The organism is Streptomyces sp. NBC_00984 (assembly GCF_045162475.1).
Taxonomy (GTDB): domain Bacteria; phylum Actinomycetota; class Actinomycetes; order Streptomycetales; family Streptomycetaceae; genus Streptomyces.
In genome coordinates this window covers 2,910,902-2,930,863 of record NZ_CP108734.1, presented here as the reverse complement: position 1 = coordinate 2,930,863, position 19,962 = coordinate 2,910,902, and the positions used below count along the sequence as shown (strand labels likewise).

The 19,962-nt window shown below is 71.7% G+C and carries 18 protein-coding genes; 8 read left to right on the top strand and 10 right to left on the bottom strand.

Features of this window, described 5'->3' with window-relative positions:
- Positions 1-68 precede the first annotated feature (68 nt).
- On the bottom strand, positions 69-740 hold the full coding sequence (gene nucS / locus OG520_RS12600) for an endonuclease NucS (protein WP_385329649.1): 672 nt from the start codon (positions 738-740) through the stop codon (positions 69-71).
- Between the two features lie 270 nt (positions 741-1,010).
- Here nucS and OG520_RS12595 point away from each other — a divergent pair, with 270 nt between their 5' ends.
- Positions 1,011-1,403 (top strand): SCO5389 family protein, encoded by a 393-nt coding sequence (locus OG520_RS12595; RefSeq protein ID WP_072486734.1) that lies wholly within the window; start codon positions 1,011-1,013, stop codon positions 1,401-1,403.
- A 74-nt stretch (positions 1,404-1,477) separates the two neighbouring features.
- Here the strand turns inward: OG520_RS12595 and OG520_RS12590 are convergent, their stop codons facing one another.
- A complete protein-coding gene (locus OG520_RS12590; protein ID WP_406013233.1) occupies positions 1,478-2,515 on the bottom strand; it encodes an LLM class flavin-dependent oxidoreductase in 1,038 nt (345 codons plus the stop codon).
- A gap of 211 nt (positions 2,516-2,726) precedes the next feature.
- On the opposite strand from OG520_RS12590, the gene OG520_RS12585 reads away from it, so the two are divergent.
- Positions 2,727-3,056, top strand: a complete 330-nt coding sequence (locus OG520_RS12585) for an ATP/GTP-binding protein (RefSeq protein ID WP_266426571.1) — start codon at positions 2,727-2,729, stop codon at positions 3,054-3,056.
- A gap of 21 nt (positions 3,057-3,077) precedes the next feature.
- Here OG520_RS12585 and OG520_RS12580 read toward each other — a convergent pair whose 3' ends face one another.
- The 7 genes from OG520_RS12580 to mce all read right to left on the bottom strand — a co-directional run bounded on the left by OG520_RS12580 (position 3,078) and on the right by mce (position 12,684).
- Positions 3,078-3,950 carry an ABC transporter permease subunit gene (locus OG520_RS12580; RefSeq protein WP_406013232.1) on the bottom strand — a complete coding sequence of 291 codons (873 nt, stop codon included), beginning with the start codon at positions 3,948-3,950 and terminating at the stop codon, positions 3,078-3,080.
- Positions 3,947-5,068 (bottom strand): ABC transporter ATP-binding protein, encoded by a 1,122-nt coding sequence (locus OG520_RS12575; protein ID WP_399335339.1) that lies wholly within the window; start codon positions 5,066-5,068, stop codon positions 3,947-3,949. The genes OG520_RS12580 and OG520_RS12575 overlap by 4 nt, the downstream gene beginning before the upstream one ends.
- Positions 5,069-5,213: 145 nt before the next feature.
- Positions 5,214-5,993: an ABC transporter permease gene (locus OG520_RS12570; RefSeq protein ID WP_406013231.1), complete on the bottom strand. Its 780-nt coding sequence runs from the start codon at positions 5,991-5,993 to the stop codon at positions 5,214-5,216.
- 5 nt (positions 5,994-5,998) lie between these two features.
- Entirely contained in the window at positions 5,999-6,991 is a 993-nt protein-coding gene (locus tag OG520_RS12565; protein ID WP_406013230.1) for an ABC transporter ATP-binding protein, read from the bottom strand.
- Between the two features lie 116 nt (positions 6,992-7,107).
- Complete coding sequence (locus OG520_RS12560; RefSeq protein WP_266426585.1) at positions 7,108-8,046, bottom strand: cellulose-binding protein; 939 nt, start codon at positions 8,044-8,046, stop codon at positions 7,108-7,110.
- 184 nt (positions 8,047-8,230) lie between these two features.
- Positions 8,231-12,091 (bottom strand): polarized growth protein Scy, encoded by a 3,861-nt coding sequence (gene scy / locus OG520_RS12555; RefSeq protein WP_406013229.1) that lies wholly within the window; start codon positions 12,089-12,091, stop codon positions 8,231-8,233.
- A 164-nt stretch (positions 12,092-12,255) separates the two neighbouring features.
- The gene (gene mce, locus OG520_RS12550) at positions 12,256-12,684 is read right to left on the bottom strand and encodes a methylmalonyl-CoA epimerase (protein WP_093544046.1); all 429 of its coding nucleotides are present in this window, start codon (positions 12,682-12,684) and stop codon (positions 12,256-12,258) included.
- A gap of 134 nt (positions 12,685-12,818) precedes the next feature.
- On the opposite strand from mce, the gene OG520_RS12545 reads away from it, so the two are divergent.
- The 4 genes from OG520_RS12545 to OG520_RS12530 all read left to right on the top strand — a co-directional run bounded on the left by OG520_RS12545 (position 12,819) and on the right by OG520_RS12530 (position 16,600).
- Positions 12,819-14,021 carry an acetyl-CoA C-acetyltransferase gene (locus tag OG520_RS12545; protein WP_399335349.1) on the top strand — a complete coding sequence of 401 codons (1,203 nt, stop codon included), beginning with the start codon at positions 12,819-12,821 and terminating at the stop codon, positions 14,019-14,021.
- Between the two features lie 61 nt (positions 14,022-14,082).
- Complete coding sequence (gene meaB / locus OG520_RS12540; protein WP_385329668.1) at positions 14,083-15,042, top strand: methylmalonyl Co-A mutase-associated GTPase MeaB; 960 nt, start codon at positions 14,083-14,085, stop codon at positions 15,040-15,042.
- Between the two features lie 182 nt (positions 15,043-15,224).
- The gene (locus OG520_RS12535) at positions 15,225-15,836 is read left to right on the top strand and encodes a hypothetical protein (protein ID WP_406013228.1); all 612 of its coding nucleotides are present in this window, start codon (positions 15,225-15,227) and stop codon (positions 15,834-15,836) included.
- Between the two features lie 11 nt (positions 15,837-15,847).
- Entirely contained in the window at positions 15,848-16,600 is a 753-nt protein-coding gene (locus tag OG520_RS12530; protein WP_406013227.1) for a PQQ-binding-like beta-propeller repeat protein, read from the top strand.
- Between the two features lie 479 nt (positions 16,601-17,079).
- On the opposite strand, the gene OG520_RS12525 is transcribed toward OG520_RS12530, so the two are convergent.
- Entirely contained in the window at positions 17,080-17,691 is a 612-nt protein-coding gene (locus OG520_RS12525; protein WP_406013226.1) for a PepSY domain-containing protein, read from the bottom strand.
- A gap of 119 nt (positions 17,692-17,810) precedes the next feature.
- Between OG520_RS12525 and OG520_RS12520 the strand changes: the two genes are divergently transcribed.
- Both OG520_RS12520 and OG520_RS12515 read left to right on the top strand, forming a co-directional pair.
- Positions 17,811-18,473 (top strand): response regulator transcription factor, encoded by a 663-nt coding sequence (locus OG520_RS12520; protein WP_406013225.1) that lies wholly within the window; start codon positions 17,811-17,813, stop codon positions 18,471-18,473.
- A complete protein-coding gene (locus OG520_RS12515) occupies positions 18,470-19,951 on the top strand; it encodes an ATP-binding protein (protein WP_406013224.1) in 1,482 nt (493 codons plus the stop codon). The genes OG520_RS12520 and OG520_RS12515 overlap by 4 nt, the downstream gene beginning before the upstream one ends.
- The last annotated feature ends 11 nt before the right edge of the window (positions 19,952-19,962 follow it).

Genomic DNA, 19,962 nt, shown 5'->3' with positions numbered 1-19,962 from the left:
CCCGGAACCGACGAACGCCGGACGTGACACGCACGTCCGGCGTTCGGGAGCGGAGGGAGTGGTAAGGGTCAGAACAGCCGCAGCTTGTCGTCCTCGATGCCGCGCAGCGCGTCGTAGTCGAGAACGACACAGCCGATCCCGCGGTCCGTCGCCAGCACCCGCGCCTGCGGCTTGATCTCCTGGGCCGCGAAGATGCCCTTGACCGGGGCGAGATGGGGATCGCGGTTGAGCAGCTCCAGATAGCGGGTCAGCTGCTCCACGCCGTCGATGTCGCCGCGCCGCTTCAGCTCCACGGCGACGGTCTGGCCGTCGGCATCCCGGCACAGGATGTCGACCGGTCCGATGGCGGTGAAGTACTCGCGGCGGATCAGGGTGTAGCCCTCGCCGAGTGTCTCGATCCGGTCGGCGAGCAGTTCCTGAAGATGCGCTTCGACGCCGTCCTTGATGAGGCCCGGGTCGACACCCAGCTCATGGGACGAGTCGTGGAGGATTTCCTCCATCGTGATGATCAGTTTCTCGCCCGCTTTGTTCACCACGGTCCAGATGCCCGCGGTGTCGTCGCTGCCCTCCTTGAGGGTGCAGGGCGGTGACATCCAGTTGAGGGGTTTGTACGCCCTGTCGTCGGCGTGGATCGACACGCTCCCGTCCGCCTTCACCAGGATCAGACGGGGAGCGGAGGGCAGGTGGGCCGTGAGCCGGCCGGCGTAGTCCACGGAGCAGCGGGCGATGACGAGACGCATGGTCGGCAACGCTACTCGACGAGAGGTGTTCCACGCGATTCTCCCCCTGTCACACCCGTCACCGGGGTTGCCCACGAGGGGTGCCGTTCGGGCTTGCCCCTCTTTGCGCCCCTTCGGCGATGGCCGGTTGTGTTCCCAATCTCCTGGTGCGGCCAGGACTGCACCCTTACGGTGGAAGCAGGAGGTCGCCGTCTGTGTACGCTGCGTCGCCGTCCTCCTTCCCTGCCCGTAAGGCCCCGGCCCGGCGTCGGGGTCGCGAGAGGAGAACCCATGTCGCTCGACGTCTCACCGGCGCTGTTGGAACAGGCCGAGCGAGGCGAGGTCGACGAAGCCGACTTCGTCGACTGCGTCCGGACCTCCCTGCCCTACGCATGGGAGATGATCAGCTCGTTGGTGGCTCAGCTGAAGGTCGACGGCGGGGAGTTCGCCGACAACCAGACGCCCCCGCCCAACGAACAGGCACGTGGTCAGCTGCTGCGCGCGCTCGCGAGTGATGCGATACGCGGCGCGCTGCAGCGGCACTTCGGGGTGCGCCTGGCATTCCAGAACTGCCACCGCGTCGCGGTGTTCCCGCTGGATGCCTCGGTCGACGAGCGTCTGGCCCGCTTCACCTCGGTGAGGGGCCAGTTGCTCAATCAGTCGCCCGAACTTCGGGACTGCTAAACGCTTCTGCTGCCGTTCCGGGCGAGATCGTGCAACTCGCTCCGGGGCGGCAGCCCCGTACGTCTCACGACTCGTCAGGTGAGCAGCGGGAGCACTTCGGTGCCCAGCCGCGCCACGTTCTCCTCCGTGGCCGTCAGATCCCCCGACCCCTCCACCAGGAGCGCGAAGCGGGTGATGCCCGTCCGCTCGGCGGTGGCGGCGAGCCGGTCGGCGGCGAGCCGGGGCGGGCCCACCGGATGAAGGCCGCACAGCAGCTCCGTGTACGCGACCGGATCGCGCATCACCCGGTGTCGGTCGTCGACCGTCACATGGGCGTCCAGCCCTTGTCGCAGCCAGCCCGGCATCGCCTTCACGAGCGTCTCCACCGCGTCCTCGGAGCGGTCGGCGATCTGGGCCACCCCCGCGGACACGTGCCCGGCTTCCCGGACGCTCTCGGGCGAGCGGCCCGCGGCGAGCGCGGTGGACCGCCACAGGGCGACCATGTCGGCCTTCTCCTGGTCCCCGCAGTGCATCCCGAGCAGCATCGGCAGGCCGTTCTCCGCGGCGAGCCTCACCGTCCCGGGAGAGGTGCACGCGACGACCACCTCGGGTCCGGAGCCCTCGCCGTCCTCGACGAGCGGCTCGTCGGCCCGGGGCACCACGGCGACCTCGCGGAAGCCGTACCGCTCCCCGCGCCCGGCCACCCGTGGCTTGCCCAGCCAGTCGAGCAGCAGCTCCAGGGACTCCGGGAAGCCCTTCTCGTAGGCCTCCAGGCCGCCGCCGAACACCTCCAGATCCACCCAGGGACCGCCCCGGCCGACGCCGAGGGTGAATCGGCCGCCGCTGGTGAGGTGGAGCAGCGCGGCCTGTTCGCCGAGCGCCACCGGATGCTGGGTCGGCAGCACGCTCACCGCCGTGCCCACCCGGATTCTGCGGGTGCGGCCGAGCAGCAGCGCGGCCAGGGTGACGGCGGACGGGCAGACCCCGTACGGCACGAAATGATGCTCTGCCAGCCAGACCGAGTCGAGCCCGGACTCCTCCGCGACCTCGGTGGACCGGATCGCGCGGTGCAGCGCTTCCCCCGGCCCCTGTCCCGGAAACTGGGCTGCCAGTACGAACGTTCCCACGCGCATCGCCAATTGCCTCCTTGCGGCCGACGCGGCTCTCCCCTGTAGAGCAACAACGTCTGACACGTGCCAAAGGCACGGTCCGCAGGCAGGTTGTTGCGATTTTCCGGTAACTCACCCCGCCCGGGACGTCGCCCCGCGAGGCGCCGGACGCCCGGGTCGGCCAAATGGCCCTACGCTGGACGGGAACTGCCCAGACTGCCCCGTGAGGTGTCACGTGTCCCCGCGCCGCAACCGCCCCCGAGGCGGCGAGAGTCCCCACGACAGCACCGCGGCACCGGGGGACCGGTACGGCGGCGGCGGGCGCGCCGAGGAATGGCAGGGCGAGCAGTGGTCGGTCCGCCCGGTCAGCGGCGCGAGCGCGGCGGGCAAGCGGTACCGCTGCCCCGGCTGCGACCAGGAGATCCCGTCCGGCGTCCCGCACCTGGTGGCCTGGTCCGAGTACGGCGGGATCGACGACCGCAGGCACTGGCACAAGGCGTGCTGGAACGCGAAGGACCGCCGCACCACACAGGTGCAGCGGTCCAGGAACGCGCCTCGCTACTGAGCCCCTCCGGGCGGGGACGGGTCAGACGTCCCGGCGGTTCAGGGCGCCGAACGCACCGAGCAGGGCCACGGCCGTGACGCCGAGCATGATCCACAGCGGGTCCCAGCCGGACGGTCCCGAATCGGCGACCGAGGTGGAGTAGAACGCGCTGAGCTGGCTGGGGATCGAGTACTGGAAGAGCGCCAACCGCAGGTCGGAGAGCGACTTCGCGAACATGAACATGGCCAGCACGAGCGGCAGCAGCACCACTCCGATCATGATCGTGATCGCACCGGCGGAGTGCCGGATGAGAGCGCCGACCGCGAGGGAGAGCAGTCCCAGCGTCGCGATGTAGAGACCGACACCGACCGTCGCGCGCAGCCATTCGCCGCCGCTGGGCGTCGCGCTGTCGATGAACGCCGTCTGCATCACCGCGACCACCGCGGTCGTCACGGTCGTGATCACGAAGGTGAGCAGGAAGAAGACGATCGCCTTCGCGCACAGCACCCGGGCGCGGCTGGGGCAGGCGGTCAGCGTCGTACGGATCATGCCCGTGCCGTACTCCGACGCGATGGTCATCACACCGAGCGTGATCACACAGATCGAGCCCAGCAGCACCCCGAAGAAGCCGAGGCTGAGCACCGGCGTCGAGCCGATATCGGTATCGGAGGTGTCGACCGCGACCGCGGCCAGCAGCCCGATCCCGAGCAGCAGCACGATCATGACGCCGAGCGTCCACATCGTGGAGCGCACCGAGCGGATCTTGGTCCACTCGGAGGCGATCGCGTCGCCGAGGGTGGCCCGGCGCACCGGGATCGGCGAGGTGTAGGGGCCGGCCGGCGCGGACCGGGGGCTGTGCTGCGGGGCCGGGGCCTGCCGCTGGGGCGGCGCCTGCGGGGTCGGCGGCGTTGTCATCGGGCGTCCTCGCTGGTGTCGCGCTTGGTCAGGTCTGCAGGGGCCGCGGCGGGCTCGGCCGGGGCCGTCGCGTACGGGTTCTGTCCGGGCGGCGGCGGGGCGTACCAGTTCTGCTGGGGCGCCTCCGGGACCGGCGGCTGCCCGTACCCCGGCTGCGCGTACCCGTGGTCCGCCGGCTGCTGGAGACCTGCCTTCTGGTCCGCCGTCGAGCGGTAGTCCACGGCGCCCTGGGTCATCCGCATGTACGCCTCCTCCAGCGAGGCCTGGTGCGGTGAGAGCTCCCACAGCCGGACGTCCGACTCGTGGGCCACATCGCTGATCCGCGGCAGCGGCAGCCCGGTGATCCGCAGGGCCCCGTCCGGCTCGGACATGACCTGTCCGCCCGCCTCGGTGAGCGAGGCGGTCAGCTTCTCGCGCCGCTCCGCGCGGCCGTCGGCGACCCGTACCCGGGCGAAGTCGGCCGAGTTGGCCGAGATGAAGTCCTTGACGTTCATGTCGGCGAGCAGCTGACCCCGGCCGATCACGATCAGATGGTCGGCGGTGAGCGCCATCTCGCTCATCAGATGGCTGGAGACGAAGACCGTACGGCCCTCGGAGGCCAGCATCTTCATCAGATTGCGGACCCAGAGGATGCCCTCGGGGTCCAGACCGTTGACGGGTTCGTCGAAGAGCAGCACCTGAGGGTCGCCGAGCAGCGCCGCCGCGATCCCGAGCCGCTGGCCCATGCCGAGCGAGAAGCCCTTGGACCGCCGCCGCGCGACGTCCTGGAGGCCGACGACGCCGAGCACCTCGTCGACCCGGGCGGCCGGGATACCGGCGAGCTGGGCGAGCGAGAGGAGGTGGTTACGGGCGCTGCGCCCGCCGTGCACCGCCTTCGCGTCCAGGAGCGCGCCCACCTGGCGCGGGGCGTTCGGCAGACTGCGGAAGGGGTGGCCGCCGATCGTCACATGGCCGGAAGTCGGCTGGTCCAGGCCCAGGATCATGCGCATGGTGGTGGACTTGCCCGACCCGTTGGGACCCAGGAATCCGGTGACGGTGCCCGGCCGCACCTGGAAGGAAAGGTTGTACACGGCCGTCTTCGCGCCGTAGCGCTTTGTCAGGCCGACTGCCTCGATCATGCTTCAGCCCCATCGACTCACAGCTGTCGTCGGGGCCCAGGCCGAGCGGCCGCACACCCCCGTAAGACTTAGGAGGATATCCAGGCTCCGACGGTTCCGGCCAAGCCGTTGCGGGCGCGCGTCGCTGCCCGGACCGGGCGAACGGTCACGCGTCCCGCTTCTTGAGTACGAGATAGCCGCCGATCAGCGCGGCCGCCACCCAGGCGAGCAGGATCCCGAGCCCGCCCCACGGCCCGTACGGAGCCGGGTTGCTGTGCATGGCGTCGGGAACCACCTGCATGATCTTGGACCCGGCCTGGTCGGGGAAGTAGCGGGCGACCTTCTTCGCCCCGGGGACCGCCGACAGGATCTGGGAGACCAGGAAGAAGAACGGCATCAGGATGCCGAGCGACAGCATGGAGCTGCGCAGCATCGTGGCCACACCCATCGAGAAGATCCCGATCAGGCCCATGTAGACGCCACCGCCGACGACCGCGCGCAGGACGTTGTCCGCGCCGATGTCCGTGTGGTGGTCGCCGAGCAGGGCCTGTCCGAGGAAGAACGAGACGAAGCTGGTCGCGATGCCGACCACCAGGGCCAGCACACCGGCCACCGCGACCTTGCTGAACAGGAACGAACCGCGCTGGGGCACGGCCGCCAGTGAGGTGCGGATCATGCCGGAGCTGTACTCCGTACCGACCACCAGCACCCCGAAGACGACCATGGCCAACTGGCCGAGGACCATGCCGGAGAAGCCGATGAGGGTCGGGTCGAAGGTGGCCCGTTGCGCCACCGGGAGGTCGTCGAACTGGGCGTTCATCAGGGCGCAGAGCGCCGCACTCATCGCGACGGTGACGACGAACGCGGCGATCAGCGTCCAGACGGTCGAGGAGACCGTACGGATCTTGGTCCACTCGGAGGTCAGGACCGCGGGTACCGATGCCATCGTCGTCACACCTCCTTGCCGGTGCCGCCACCGGTCCGCTCGTTCCATTGATCGCCCCACTGCGGGCCCGTGGGCGGTGGCGCCGCGGCGTGGTCCGAGTGTGCGTGGTACTCCACGGAGTCCGCCGTCATCTGCATGAACGCGTCCTCCAGCGAGGCCCGCTGGGCACTCAGCTCATGCAGCACGATCTGGTGCTGCGCGGCGAGCTCGCCCAGCGCCTCGGTCGTGGCACCGTCGATCTCCAGCGTGCCGCCTCCCGTCTCGACCACGATCAGGCCCGCCTCGTGCAGCACATCGCGCAGCCTCTCCTGCTGCGGCGAGCGCAGCCGTACGTAACTGCGGGAGTTCTGGTGGATGAAATCGGCCATCGAGGTGTCGGCGAGCAGCCTGCCCTGGCCGATCACGATCAAGTGGTCCGCGGTGAGGGCCATTTCGCTCATCAGATGGCTGGAGACGAAGATCGTCCGGCCTTCCGCGGCGAGCGCCTTCATCAGATTGCGGATCCAGTGGATGCCCTCGGGGTCCAGACCGTTGACGGGTTCGTCGAAGAGCAGCACCTGAGGGTCGCCGAGCAGCGCCGCCGCGATCCCGAGCCGCTGGCCCATGCCTAGGGAGAAGCCCTTCGACTTCTTCTTCGCCACCGCGGTCAGGCCGACGGTGTCCAGAACCTCCGCGACCCGGCTCTCCGGGATGCGATTGCTCTGCGCGAGACAGAGCAGATTGTTGTACGCGCTGCGTCCGCCGTGCATCGACTTGGCGTCCAGCAGCGCCCCGATGTACTTGAGGGGTTCTTCCAGGTCGCGGTAGTGCTTGCCGTCGATGCGCACCGCACCGCTGGTCGGGTTGTCGAGATCGAGCATCATCCGCATCGTCGTGGACTTGCCCGCCCCGTTGGGCCCCAGAAAACCCGTCACCATTCCGGGTCTGACCTGGCAGGAAAGCCGGTCGACGGCAACCTTGTTGCCAAAGCGCTTGGTGAGGCCATCGAGCTCGATCATGCGTTCACGCTAGAACGGCCGCGCGCCCGGCGCCACCACAAGGGCGGAACCGGGCGCGCAAGGAGGATGCTGAAGATCTTCGGTGTCCTCCTGGGGTGCAGCTGCGGTACTCGGGGTCAGCGGCCCTGCTGGGCCGGGACGCCACGGGTGACCGGCTCGTCGTCGGCGGGGGTACCCGCAGCGGCGACCGCGGCACCGGTCAGCGTGGCCAGCATCTCGCGGACGTTGGTCAGCTGGGCGTTGATCGAGTCGCGGCGGTTGGTGAGAGCAGCCAGCTCGCGCTCCGACTCGCTGCGGATCCGGTCGGCCTTGGCGTTCGCGTCGGCCACGATGTCCTCGGACTGGCGCTGCGCGGTCTCCACCGTCTGGCGGGCCCGGCGCTCGGCGTCCGTACGGAGCTTCTCGGCCTCCAGGCGGAGCTGCTCGGCGCGGTGCTCGATCTCGGCGAGGCGCTTCTCGGCCTTGGCCTGACGGGACGCGAGGTCGCGCTCCGACTGGTCGCGGCGCTTGGCCAGGTTGGTCTCGAAGTCCGCGGCGGCCTGGGCGGCCTTGGCGCGGGTCTCCTCGAAGAGGGCGTCCGCCTCCTCGCGCTTCTGCGCGGCGTCCTTCTGGGCCTCCGTACGCAGCGAGCCGGCCTCACCCTTGGCCTTCTCGACGATCCGGACGCCCTCGTCCTCGGCCTTCGCCTTGCGCTCGGCGGCGAACGTCTCGGCGTCGTTGCGCACCTGCTGGGCGGCCGACTCGGCGAGCTCACGGTGCTGCTCGGCGGCGCGACGGGCCTCCTCACGCAGGTCCTTCGCCTCCTCCTCGGCCAGGCGGAGGATCTTCTCCACCCGCGCGCCGAGGCCGGCGTACGACGGCTCGGCGTCGCTCACCTGGGCCTGAGCGTTCTGCGTTTCGAGGTGGAGCTCCTCGATGCGCTTTTCCAGAGACGTGATGCGGGTCAGGGCACTATCACGGTCGGCGACGAGCTTGGTAATGCGGTCATCCACCTGACCGCGGTCGTATCCACGTCGCACGAGCTCGAAGCCGAAGGGGGAGGAAGGGTCGCTCATGGGGTTCCTGTCGAATGAGACCGGTGAGGTGTTAGAGGGAATCCTAGGGGCCCGGACGGCGTGTCACCGAGCGGATGCCCTTTTGATCTGGAGAATGACACCTCTTTTGAGTGGCTAACCCCCGCAACTCTTGCCACTCGGAGGGTTGAACGTTCTTGTCGGAGCACGGGACCTGACAACGCGACTACCTCTCGGACGACTTGCCACTCGATCGAGTGCCCGCCGAGGCCCCGGCCTTGACGCCACCGGAGGAGCCGCCCGCGCCCTTGCCGCCGCCCGTGGGCGTCTCGAAGGACTCCAACGCCTCCAGCACGTCCTGGACTCGGGAGATCTCGGTGTTGATGTCCTCGCGCCGGCGCACCAGCAGATCGAGCTCGCGCTTGCCCTCCTCGACCGTGTGCTTCGCCTCGGCCTCGGCGTCGGACCGCAGCTTCTCGGCCTCGCGGACCAGCGTGGCCTTCTTCTGCTCGGCCTCCTTCAGCAGCGACTCGGCCCGCTTCACCGCGGCGATCCGGACCTTGCTCGCCTCCGAATTGGCGTCCGCCAGCAGCTCCTTGGCCTTGGCCGCCGCCTCGTCGCGCTGCTCCGTCGCCGCCTTCATCAGGTTGTCGACGCGCTCGCCCGCAGTCTTCATCTGCTCGGAGGTCTCCCGCCGGGCCCGGTCGTGCAGCTCCTCGATCTCGCCCTCGATCCGCGTCCGCAGCTCCTCGGCCCGCTCCCGGATCGCCGTGGCGTCCCGGCGCGCGCCGACCAGTAGCTCGTCCGCGTCCGTACGGGCCCGCTCCACCAGGGAGTTGCCCTCGACCGTCGCCCCCGAGGTGATCCGCACGGCTTCCTTGCGGGCCGCGCCGACCATCGTGTCGGCCTGCTCCTCGGCCTCGGTGGCGGCGCGCAGCGCCTCCTCCTGGGCCTTGTTGACCAGCTGATCGGCCTGCTCGGCGGCATCGGCCCGGCGCTTCGCCGCGGCCTCCCGCGCCTCGTCGAGCAGCCGGTCCGCCTCCTGACGGGCCTCCGCGCGCATCTGCTCGGCCGCCGACTCCGCGTCGGCGCGCACCCGCTCCGCCTCCTGGCGGGTGCGGGCCGCGTGCTCCTGCGCCGAGCCGACGGTGGCCGCCGCCTCCGCACGCAGCCGCTCGGCCTCGTCCGCGGCCTCGCCCGACAGCCGGGCCGCCTGCTGCTTCGCCTCGTCGACCAGCGCGGTGGCCTGCTGCGTCGCCTCGTCGACGAGCCGGGTGGCCTGCTGCGCCGACTCCGTACCGATCCGCTCGGCCTCGCTCGTCGCCTCGCCCACCAGCCGGTCGGCCTGGGTCGCGGCGTCGGAACGCATCCGGTTGGCGTCCTCGCGGGCCTCGGCGCGGCTGCGCGAGGCGTCCTGCTCGGCCGAGGCCAGCGCGTCGGAGGCCTCGGTACGCATCCGCTGGCTGTACTCGGCGGTGTCCGCCCGCAGCCGCTCCGACTCGCTGATCGCGTCGGCGACGGTCCGCTCGGCCATCGCCTTCGCGGCCTCGGACTCCTCCCGCGCCTCCTGGCGGATCCGGGCCGCGTCCTCGCCGGCCCGCTCCCGCTCGGCGTGCGCGTCGGTGCGGACCCGGTCCGCCTCCTCCTGCGCCTCGGACTTCGTCCGCTGCGCGACATGCTCGGCGGTCGAGCGCAGCCCGGCGATCTCCGCCTCGGCCTGCTCCTGCAGCCCGCTGACCGAATCCCGTACCTGCTGGGCGGTCTGCTCGGCAGCGGAGACCAGCTCGGTCGCCCGGCTGTCCGCCTCCTCGACCAGCCGCTGCGCCTCGGCCTGCGCCTGCTCGACCCGCTTGCGGGCGGAGGCGAGCAGCTCCTCGCTCTGCTCGCGGGCCCGCTCGCGCTCCTGGTTCGCCTCGGTGCGTGCCGCGTCGAGGGTCTCCTCGGACTCCCGGCGGCGCCGGTTCGCCTCCTCCTGGGCGGCGGCCAGCGCCTCGGCGGCCTCCGTGCCGACCCGCTCCGCCGCGGCGGCGGCCTCGGACCGCACCCGGTCGGCGCTCTCCTGCGCCTCGGACTTGAGCCGCTCGGCCTCGGCGGCGGCCTCGGACCGCAGCCGTACGGCGACGGACTCACCCTCCGCACGCGACTGCGACGCATCCGCCGCGGCCTCGTCGCGCAGCCGCTCCGCCTCGGTCTCCGCCTGCTCCCGCAGCGTCCGGAGCCGCTCGGCGGCCTCCGTCCGCAGCCGCTCGGACTCCTCGTTCGTCTCGCGCCGGATGCGCTCCGCCTCGGCGCGCGCGTCCGTGAGCGCCTGCTCGGCGGTGGCGACCCGGGTCTCCGCCTCGGTGTGCAGCCGGGTCAGCTCCTCGGCCGCCTCCGCCTGCCGGGCCGCGACCGCGCGCTCGGTCTCCTCGCGCAGCTCCGCCGCCGCCCGCTCGGCCGCGGTGGTGGTCGAGCCCGCCTGCTCCTCGGAGTCGGTACGCAGCTGCTCGGCCTCGGTACGGGCGCGCTCCAGGGCCTCCTCGGCCTGCTTGCGCAGCGTGCCGGCGCGCTCGGCCGCCTCGGTGCGGACCCGCTCGCTCTCGGTGCTCGCGGTGGAGCGCAGCTCCTCCGCGTCCGCCTTCGCCTTGGCCAGCAGCTCCTCGGCGGTCTTCGCGCCCTCCTCGATCTGCTGGACGGCCTCGCGGCGGGCCTCGCCACGGATCCGCTCGCCCTCGGCGACCGCCTCGGAGCGCAGCTGCTCGGCCTCGCCGCGCAGTCGGCGCGCCTCCTCCTGGAGCTCGACCGTTTTGGCCCGGTACTCCTTGGTGTCGTCCTTGGCCGCGCCCTTGAGCTGATCGGCCTGCTCGGCGGCCTCGCCGCGCAGCCGGTCCGCCTCGGCCTCCGCCTCGCGGCGGATCCGGTCGGCCTCCTCGCCCGCCGCCCTGGTGGTGGACTTCGCGTCCTCGGACGCCTTGGTCAGCACCTCCTCGGCGCTCCTGGCGGCCTTGGCGAGCTGGGCCGCGGTGTCCTCGGCGGCGGCCGTGCGGGCCTTCTCGGAGGCCTCGGACTTCAGCCGGTCCGCCTCGGCCCGCGCGTCGGCGAGCGCCTGCTCGGCCTCCGCCTTGAGCGTCTCGGCGTCCTTGGTCGCCTCGCCGACCAGCCGGGCGATCTCCGACTTGGCCGTACGGGTGCGCTGCTCGTTCTGCGACTCGGCGGCGGCCAGTCGCTTGACCGCGGCCTCCTTCGCCTCGCCGGTGACCTTCTCGGCCTCCAGCCGGGCCTCGCGCAGCCGGGTCTCGGCCTCCTGCATGCGCTGCTCGGCGGCCCGGTTCAGCTCGGCGGTCTGCTGGCGGGTCTGCTCGGTCTCGGCCGACGTCGACGTACGCAGCTGCTCGGCGTGGCTGGTGGCCTCCTGCGCCTGGCCGGCGGCGGCGTCCAGCAGCCGCTCGGCGTCCTTGCGGGCGCGCAGCAGGATCGCCTCGGCCTCGGCCCGTGCCGACTCCGCCTCGGAACCGAGCCGCTGCCTGGTCTCCTCCGCAACCCGGTTCGCCTCGGCGCGCGCGGCCGTCAGGGACTGCTCGGCCTCGGCCCGCGACTCCTCCAGCAGCCGACGGGCCTGGGACTCCGTCCTGGCCCTGAGCTGCTCGGCCCAGGCGACGTTCTCGTTGACATGGGACTCGACGGTCTGGCGGCGCTCCGCCAGCTCCTGGTCGAGCCGCTGGCGCCGCTGCACCGCCTCGTTGTGCAGCTCGGCCTGGAGCCGCGCCTGGTGCTCGGCGTGCTCCTGGAGGATCCGCTGCGTCTGCGCACGGGCGTCGCGGAGCTCCCGCTCGGCGTCGGTCCGCAGCTGATCCGCCTGGATCTGGGCGTTACGGAGCAACTGGTCGGCCTGGTAGCCGATGTCCGCGCTGTCGTACGCGGGACGGGTCGCGAGATTGCGCCGAGCCTCGTGCAGCTTGGCGCGCAAGACCTCGACCTGGTAACCGAGGTCCTCGGCGTGCTGGACGGCCTTCTCCCGGTCGGTCTTCAGCCGGTCCATCTCGGCTTCGAACCGCGAGAGATGGTCGTCGTCAGCTCGGTGGCTCTCCTGGCGTTCGTAGCCCCGCACTGCGCGGTCCCATCCGTCCCCTGGTCGCAACTCTCCAACGAGTACCGTTCACCGGTGAACGGTCCCCCGGGGAATGGTGACAGATCAACGGCTGGGGACGCGGCGCGGCCCCGACCCGGCCCCGGCCCGGAACAGCCCACTCTACCGGGCTGGGTATCCGGAGGTCAGTGCTCCGCTGCGGACGTGACCAGTTCGGTGAGGACTCCATGGCAGTCCTTGGGGTGCAGGAAGGTGATCCGGGACCCCATGGAACCGGTCCTGGGCTCCTCGTACAACACCCTGACCCCCTTCTCCCGGATGTCCGCGGAATCGGCGTCGACATCCGCGGTGCCGAAGGCGATGTGGTGGACGCCCTCCCCGTTCTTCGCCAGCCACTTGCCCACGGCCGAGTCCTCCCGGGTCGGCTCCAGGAGCTGGAGGTAGGAAGCGCCGCCGTCGGACGTATCGTTGATCTTGAGCATGGCCTCCCGTACGCCCTGCTCCTCGTTGATCTCGGAATGGAACACCTCGAACCCGTAGGTCGAGCGGTAGAACTCGACGGTCCTGTCGAGGTCGAAACAGGCAATCCCGATGTGATCGATTCGCGTCAGCATGGAACCAGTGCAGCGCCACACGGATGGTTACGCAACGTGCGCGCCGTCACACCCGCTGCCGGATGACGGGCGAGGTACCGCTCAGTACATTCAAGTAAACCCTCGTTCACTCCTCATCCCAAGGGGCGCCCCTCATGTCTGGAACGACCGGTACCACCTCAGTGATCGTCGCGGGCGCGCGTACGCCCATGGGCCGCCTCCTCGGCTCGCTGAAGAGCTTCTCCGGGGCCGACCTCGGCGGCTTCGCCATCAAGGCCGCGCTGGACCGGGCCGGCATCGGCGGCGACCAGGTGGAGTACGTGATCATGGGCCAGGTGCTGCAGGCCGGTGCGGGCCAGATCCCGGCCCGCCAGGCCGCGGTCAAGGCCGGCATCCCGATGAACGTTCCCGCGCTCACCGTGAACAAGGTGTGTCTGTCCGGGCTCGACGCCATCGCGCTCGCCGACCAGCTGATCCGCGCCGGTGAGTTCGACGTCGTCGTCGCCGGCGGCCAGGAGTCCATGACGAACGCCCCGCACCTGCTCCCGAAGTCCCGCGAGGGCCACAAGTACGGCGCCATCGAGATGCTCGACTCCATGGCGTACGACGGTCTGACCGACGCCTACGAGAACATCCCGATGGGCGAGTCCACCGAGAAGCACAACTCCCGCCTGGGACTGAGCCGCGCCGACCAGGACGAGATCGGCGCCCTCTCGCACCAGCGCGCCGCCGCGGCCCAGAAGAACGGCATCTTCGAGGCCGAGATCACCCCGGTCGAGATCCCGCAGCGCAAGGGCGACCCGGTCCTCTTCGCCAAGGACGAGGGCATCCGCCCGGAGACGACCGCGGAGTCCCTCGCCAGGCTGCGTCCGGCGTTCGCCAAGGACGGCACGATCACCGCGGGCACCTCCTCGCAGATCTCCGACGGCGCTGCCGCGGTCGTCGTCATGAGCAAGGCCAAGGCCGAGGAGCTGGGCCTGGACTGGATCGCCGAGATCGGCGCCCACGGCAATGTGGCGGGCCCGGACAACTCGCTCCAGTCGCAGCCCTCCCAAGCGATTCTGCACGCCCTCAAGAAGGAGGGCCTGGAGGTGGCGGACCTCGACCTCATCGAGATCAACGAGGCCTTCGCCGCGGTCGCCGTCCAGTCGATGAAGGACCTCGGCGTCACCCCGGAGAAGGTGAACGTCAACGGCGGCGCCATCGCGCTGGGCCACCCGATCGGCATGTCCGGCGCCCGTGTGGTGCTGCACCTGGCGCTGGAGCTGAAGCGGCGCGGCGGCGGCACCGGCGCGGCGGCGCTGTGCGGTGGTGGCGGTCAGGGCGACGCGCTGATCGTCCGCGTCCCGGGCAAGTAGTACGTTCCGGGCCAGTGGTACGCGGTACACGTAGAGCACGCAGCGAGTGAACGGAGCGGTGATGGTGGACGTCCCCACCCTGGTCGAGCAGGCACGTGCGGGCCGGCCGCGGGCCGTGGCCCGGCTCATCTCCCTGGTGGAGGGGGCGTCGCCGCAGCTGCGCGAGGTGATGGCGGCCCTGGCGCCGCTGACGGGCAACGCGTACGTCGTCGGCCTGACCGGCTCGCCCGGTGTCGGCAAGTCGACATCGACGTCGGCGCTCGTCTCGGCGTACCGGCGGGCCGGCAAGCGGGTCGGAGTCCTGGCCGTCGACCCGTCCTCGCCGTTCTCCGGCGGGGCGCTCCTCGGCGACCGGGTCCGGATGTCGGAGCACGCCTCCGACCCGGGCGTCTACATCCGCTCCATGGCCACCCGCGGCCACCTGGGCGGCCTCGCCTGGTCGGCACCGCAGGCGATCCGGGTGCTGGACGCGGCGGGCTGCGAGGTGATCCTGGTGGAGACGGTCGGCGTCGGCCAGTCGGAGGTGGAGATCGCCTCCCAGGCCGACACCTCCGTCGTCCTGCTGGCACCCGGCATGGGGGACGGCATCCAGGCGGCGAAGGCCGGAATCCTGGAGATCGGCGATGTGTACGTCGTCAACAAGGCCGACCGGGACGGCGCGGACGCCACCGCGCGCGAGCTCAACCACATGCTGGGCCTCGGCGAATCACGGGGCCCCGGCGACTGGCGGCCGCCGATCGTGAAGACGGTCGCCGCCCGGGGCGAGGGCATCGACGAGGTCGTCGAGGCGCTGGAGAAGCACCGGGCGTGGATGGAGGAGCACGGAGTGCTCGCCGAGCGGCGCGCGGCCCGCGCCTCCCGCGAGGTCGAGACCATCGCCGTGACGCGGCTGCGCGAGCGCATCGGTGATCTGCACGGCGACCGCCACCTCGGCGCGCTCGCCGAACGCATCGTGGCGGGCAGCCTCGACCCGTACGCGGCGGCGGACGAGCTGGTGGCGGGGCTCACCGGCGAGGTGTGATCCGACGGGACGACCGGGCGGGTCCGGGGGCGGCGTGCGGGCCGCTCCGGGACCCGCCCGGTCGCATTCGTACGGCGCTGCGGTTCATGACGTGTCCGTGGCAGGATGACGGCCGGATGCGCGCACCCGGATACTGCACGGGACGCCCGCCGATCCATGCGTACCGACGGGGGGAGTGGCGCATGCTGGGTCCGTTGCGGGAGGACTCGCCGAGGCGGATCGGCCCGTACGCGATACGGGCCCGGCTCGGCGCGGGCGGCATGGGAGAGGTCTTCCTCGGCGCCCGGGACGGCGGCGGAGACCCGGTCGCCGTCAAGACCGTCCGCCGCGACGTGTCCAAGGACCCCGGCTTCCGCAGCCGCTTCCGCCGCGAGATCACCGTCGCCCGGTCCGTCGCCGGACCCCACCTCGCCCCGCTGCTCGACGACGTTCCCGACGCGCTGCGTGCCGTACTGGACCGCTGCCTGGTGGCCGACCCGGCCGCCCGCCCGACCGCCGCCGGACTCGCGGAGCTGCTCGACCCCGGCGCGGCACAGCGGTGGCCGGACCCGGTGGCGCAGCACATCGCCGAGCACGGGCGCGAACTGGCCCGCGTCATGGCCCTGGACGGTCCGTTGCTGCCGGGATACACACCGGCCGAGGCAACCGCCGACAGCCGTCCCGCGCCCCACCACCACCCACCCAGGGAACCGACTTCACCCCGGGGCTGCACATCGCCCCCACCCAGGGGCCCGGCCTCGCCCCACCCCGGCGCCGCTCCCGGCGCGCACGGGGCGCCGCCCTCGCCGCGCTGATCGTGCTGGGCGTGGCGACAGGGGGACTCCTGGCTTGGCGCAACCAGCAGAAGACCCCCGAAGGGACCGCGCGCGGGGGCGGTTCACCCGCCGTCCGCATCGTGGCGGGCGTGGACGAGAACGGCGGCCCGGACGCCTCGGGCACGGTCCCGTACGGCCGCGACGTCCGGCCTGCGGGGTGGAAGAAGTCCTGGAAGGGGAAGTTCACGGGGTCGCCGATCGGCTGTTCGGCGGGCCGGGATGTGGTGGTCTGCCGGATGGTGGACGGCACGTACGAGGCGTTGTCGGCGGCGGACGGGCACCGGATGTGGACGCTGGATACGGGGGAGACCACCCGCTCGGCGGGCTGGGGGCCCCGGGGCCAGTTCTTCATGCCGGCCGGGTCCACCCGCCCCATCGTTTACGACGGCACCGTCCTGCTCGCGGCGGGTGACCGGCTGCAGTCGCTGGATGCCCGGACCGGCAAGGTCCGCTGGGAGGTCCGGTCCGGCGGCGCGCACAACTTGGAGAGTGCGCCGCTCGTGGTCGACGGCCTGGTCTTCGCCTCCACCGCACCGACGTTCGGCAACGCGTCCCTCGCCGCCTACGACCTGAGAACCGGCGCCGAGAAGTGGCGAGAGCCGCTGTCCCCGCAGGGCGTCTCCAACGCCCAGGGGGCAACTTCTGGCCGATCGCCACCGACGACGGCGTGGTGTACGCCATGGGTGAGGAGGCGCCGAAGGCCTTCCGGCCCGGGGATATCGCCTGCCGCACACCGGTCCTGAAGGGGAGGGAACTGCTCTGCCGGGGCCCGAGCGGCCTGACGGTCGTCGACGTGACCGCGCCGCGGAACCGCCGGACGATCGCCGGCGGAGTGGACATCGCCTACCGGCCCGCCGTCACCCGGGACGGCACGGTCGTGCTCAGCTCACCGGACCGGGTGTACGCGTTCGGCCTCGCCGACGGGCGGCAGGACTGGGCGACGTCCGAAGCGGTGGACTACTCGGGCGCACCGGTCATCGTCGGCGACCACGCCTACCTCGTCACGGAGGGACTCCTGGAGTCCTACGAATTCGCCCGGGGCAGCCAAGAGAGCCCGGTCAACATGAAGGGGTACTCCGGCTGGTCGAATGTCCCGAACAGCAAGGTCGACCCGGAAACCGTGTCCCCATCTCGCGAAGGGAGACGTGCTTTTCCTGACCTTCGAGAACGGAACCGTCCTCTCCGGCTACGCACCCTGACGGACCGCCGGGACGGGGCGCCCTCAGTCGTCGTCCCCGTCACGGTCGTCGTCCCCGTGGTCGTCGTCCGACCGGTCCACCGTCACCCTGCCCGACTTCGCGTCCACGTTCAGCTCGTGCTGCTTGCCGTCCTTGCCCCGGACGTCGACCTCCCAGTGCAGTGCTCCGCCGTCGCGGCCGTCGTGGTCGTCCAGGTCGATCGAGGTCACGGTCCCGGGGTTCGCCTTCAGCGCGGCGTCGACGGCCGCGTTCAGCGACACGGGGGCCGACCGGGGCGCGTGCCGGTCGCGGTCGTCGTCACCGTCGTCGTCGGAGGTGTGCTTGCCGAGCACCTTGCCGTTGCCCGCGTCCACCGTCACGTCGTGCCACGCCTTGTCGGAGCCGTACACGTCGAGCTCCCAGACGAGCCCGCCGTCCTCGTCGTCCAGCTCGGCCTCGGTGACCGTGCCCGGGACGGCCTTGACGGCGGCCGTGATGGCGTCCGCCACGTCGACGCGGGCGGTGGCACCGCTCGGCGCGCCGGAACGGGTCTCGCGGTCGTGGCTGTCGTCGTCCGCGAAGGCGACCGCCGTGGCGGCTCCGCCGCCGACGAGCACGGCCGCGGTGACTGCGGCGATGACGATCTTGCGCTTCATGTGGGTTCCTCCCCGATCGGGTGGCCGGTTTCGACGAGGACCACATTGCCGGGGTGATGCTGAACGCAGCCTGAAGCCACCTGAAGCCGTCTTCAGGTTCGGTTTGCGACCCTGTGCGTATGCGCCTGTTGATCGTGGAGGACGAGAAGCGGCTCGCGACGGCCCTGGCCGCGGGGCTCACCGCCGAGGGCTTCGCCGTGGACGTGGCGCACGACGGTCTCGAAGGGCTGCACCGGGCCGCCGAGGGCGCGTACGACCTCGTCGTCCTCGACATCATGCTGCCCGGGATGAATGGCTACCGCGTCTGCGCCGCCCTGCGCGCCGCCGGACACGAGACACCGATCCTGATGCTGACGGCGAAGGACGGGGAGTACGACGAGGCGGAGGGCCTCGACACCGGGGCCGACGACTACCTGACCAAGCCCTTCTCGTACGTCGTACTGGTGGCCAGGATCCGGGCGCTGCTGCGGCGCCGAGGAGGCGGCTCCGGCTCCCCGGTGGTCACCGTCGGTGCCCTGCGCATGGACACCGCCGCCCGCCGCGTCCACCTCGGCGAAGCCGAAATCATCCTCACCACAAAGGAGTTCGCGGTGCTGGAACAGCTCGCGCTGAGGGCCGGACAGGTGGTGAGCAAGGCGGACATCCTGGAACACGTCTGGGACTTCGCCTACGACGGCGACCCGAACATCGTCGAGGTGTACGTGAGCGCGCTGCGGCGCAAGCTCGGCGCGGCCGCCATTCGCACGGTGCGCGGCGCCGGGTACCGGCTGGAGGCGCTGTGAGGTCGGTACGGGCCAGGGCCGCGCTGGGTGCCACGGTGGTGGTCGCCCTCGCGCTGATCGGCGCCGGGCTCTCCGTACTCCTCGTCCTGCGCGCCAACCTCACCGACCAGGCGGGCCTGCAGGCCGAGGTGGTGGCCCGGGAAGTGGCCGGGCAACTGGCCCTCGATGTGCCGTACGGCCGGCTGGAGATGCGCGACGAGGAGGACCATCCGGTCCAGGTGACCGACGAGGACGGGCGCGTGGTCGCCGTCTCCAAGGACCTCCGGGCGATCTCCGGCACCGGTACGGACCGGGTCACACCGGTCCCGTCACCGACCGCCGGGGAGCCCGGCAGCACGGGCGGCGACGACGACGGAAGCGACGACGACGGAAGCGATGACGACGACCGTCACGCCGCCCCCGCCCCCGGTCGCGGCGAAGTCGACTCCGACGAACCGGACTTCGGTAACGGCACCGCCGACGTCGACGGCGAAACGGCCGACTACCGTTTCGCGTCCGTGCAGGCGACGACTCCCGCCGGGGTGACCCTGACCGTCCACGCGGGCGCCCCGCTGGCCGCCGAGCAGGAGGCGGTGGGCACCGTGCGCGGTGCGATGCTGGTCGGGCTGCCGGTGCTGCTGCTCGTCGTCGCCGGGGTGACGTGGCTGGTGACCCGGCGGGCGCTGCGCCCGGTCGAGGGCATCCGGCGCGAGATGGCCGCGATCACCGCGTCCGAGGACCTGAGCCGGCGGGTGCCGGAGCCCGGCTCGCGCGACGAGATCGCCCGGCTGGCCCGTACGACCAATGAGACGCTCACCGCTCTGGAGGCCTCCGTCGAGCGTCAGCGGCGCTTCGTCGCGGACGCCTCGCACGAACTGCGCAGCCCGATCGCCTCCCTGCGCACCCAACTGGAGGTGGGGGCGGCCCATCCGGAGCTGCTGGACGTGCCGGGCGCGGTCGCCGACACCGTACGGCTCCAGGCGCTGGCCGCCGATCTCCTGCTGCTGGCCAGGCTCGACGCGGGAGAGCGGCCGGGCCGTACGGCGCTGGACCTGGGCGCGCTGGTCCGCGAGGAGGTCTCGCAGCGCACGGGCGACCGGATCGCGGTGACGCTGTCGGTGCCGGACTCCGGACCGGACTCCGGGCCGTTCGAAGTGGCCGGTTCGCGTGGGCAGTTGGCGCGGGTGATCGGCAATCTGCTGGACAACGCGGAGCGTCATGCGCGGAGCGCGGTGACGGTCTCGGTGCGTGCGGCGGAGCGCGGCGGCGTGGTCGTCGCCGTCACCGACGACGGGGCGGGAGTGCCGCCGGAGGAGCGTGAGCGGATCTTCGAACGTTTCGTACGGCTCGACGACGCCCGCACCCGGGACGACGGCGGCGCGGGCCTGGGCCTGGCCATCGCCCGGGACGTCGCCGCCCGGCACGGAGGGCGGCTGACGGTGGACGGTGCGCGGGAGGGCGGCGCCCGGTTCGAGCTCTGGCTGCCCGGAGCCCGCTGAACGCCGCCCCG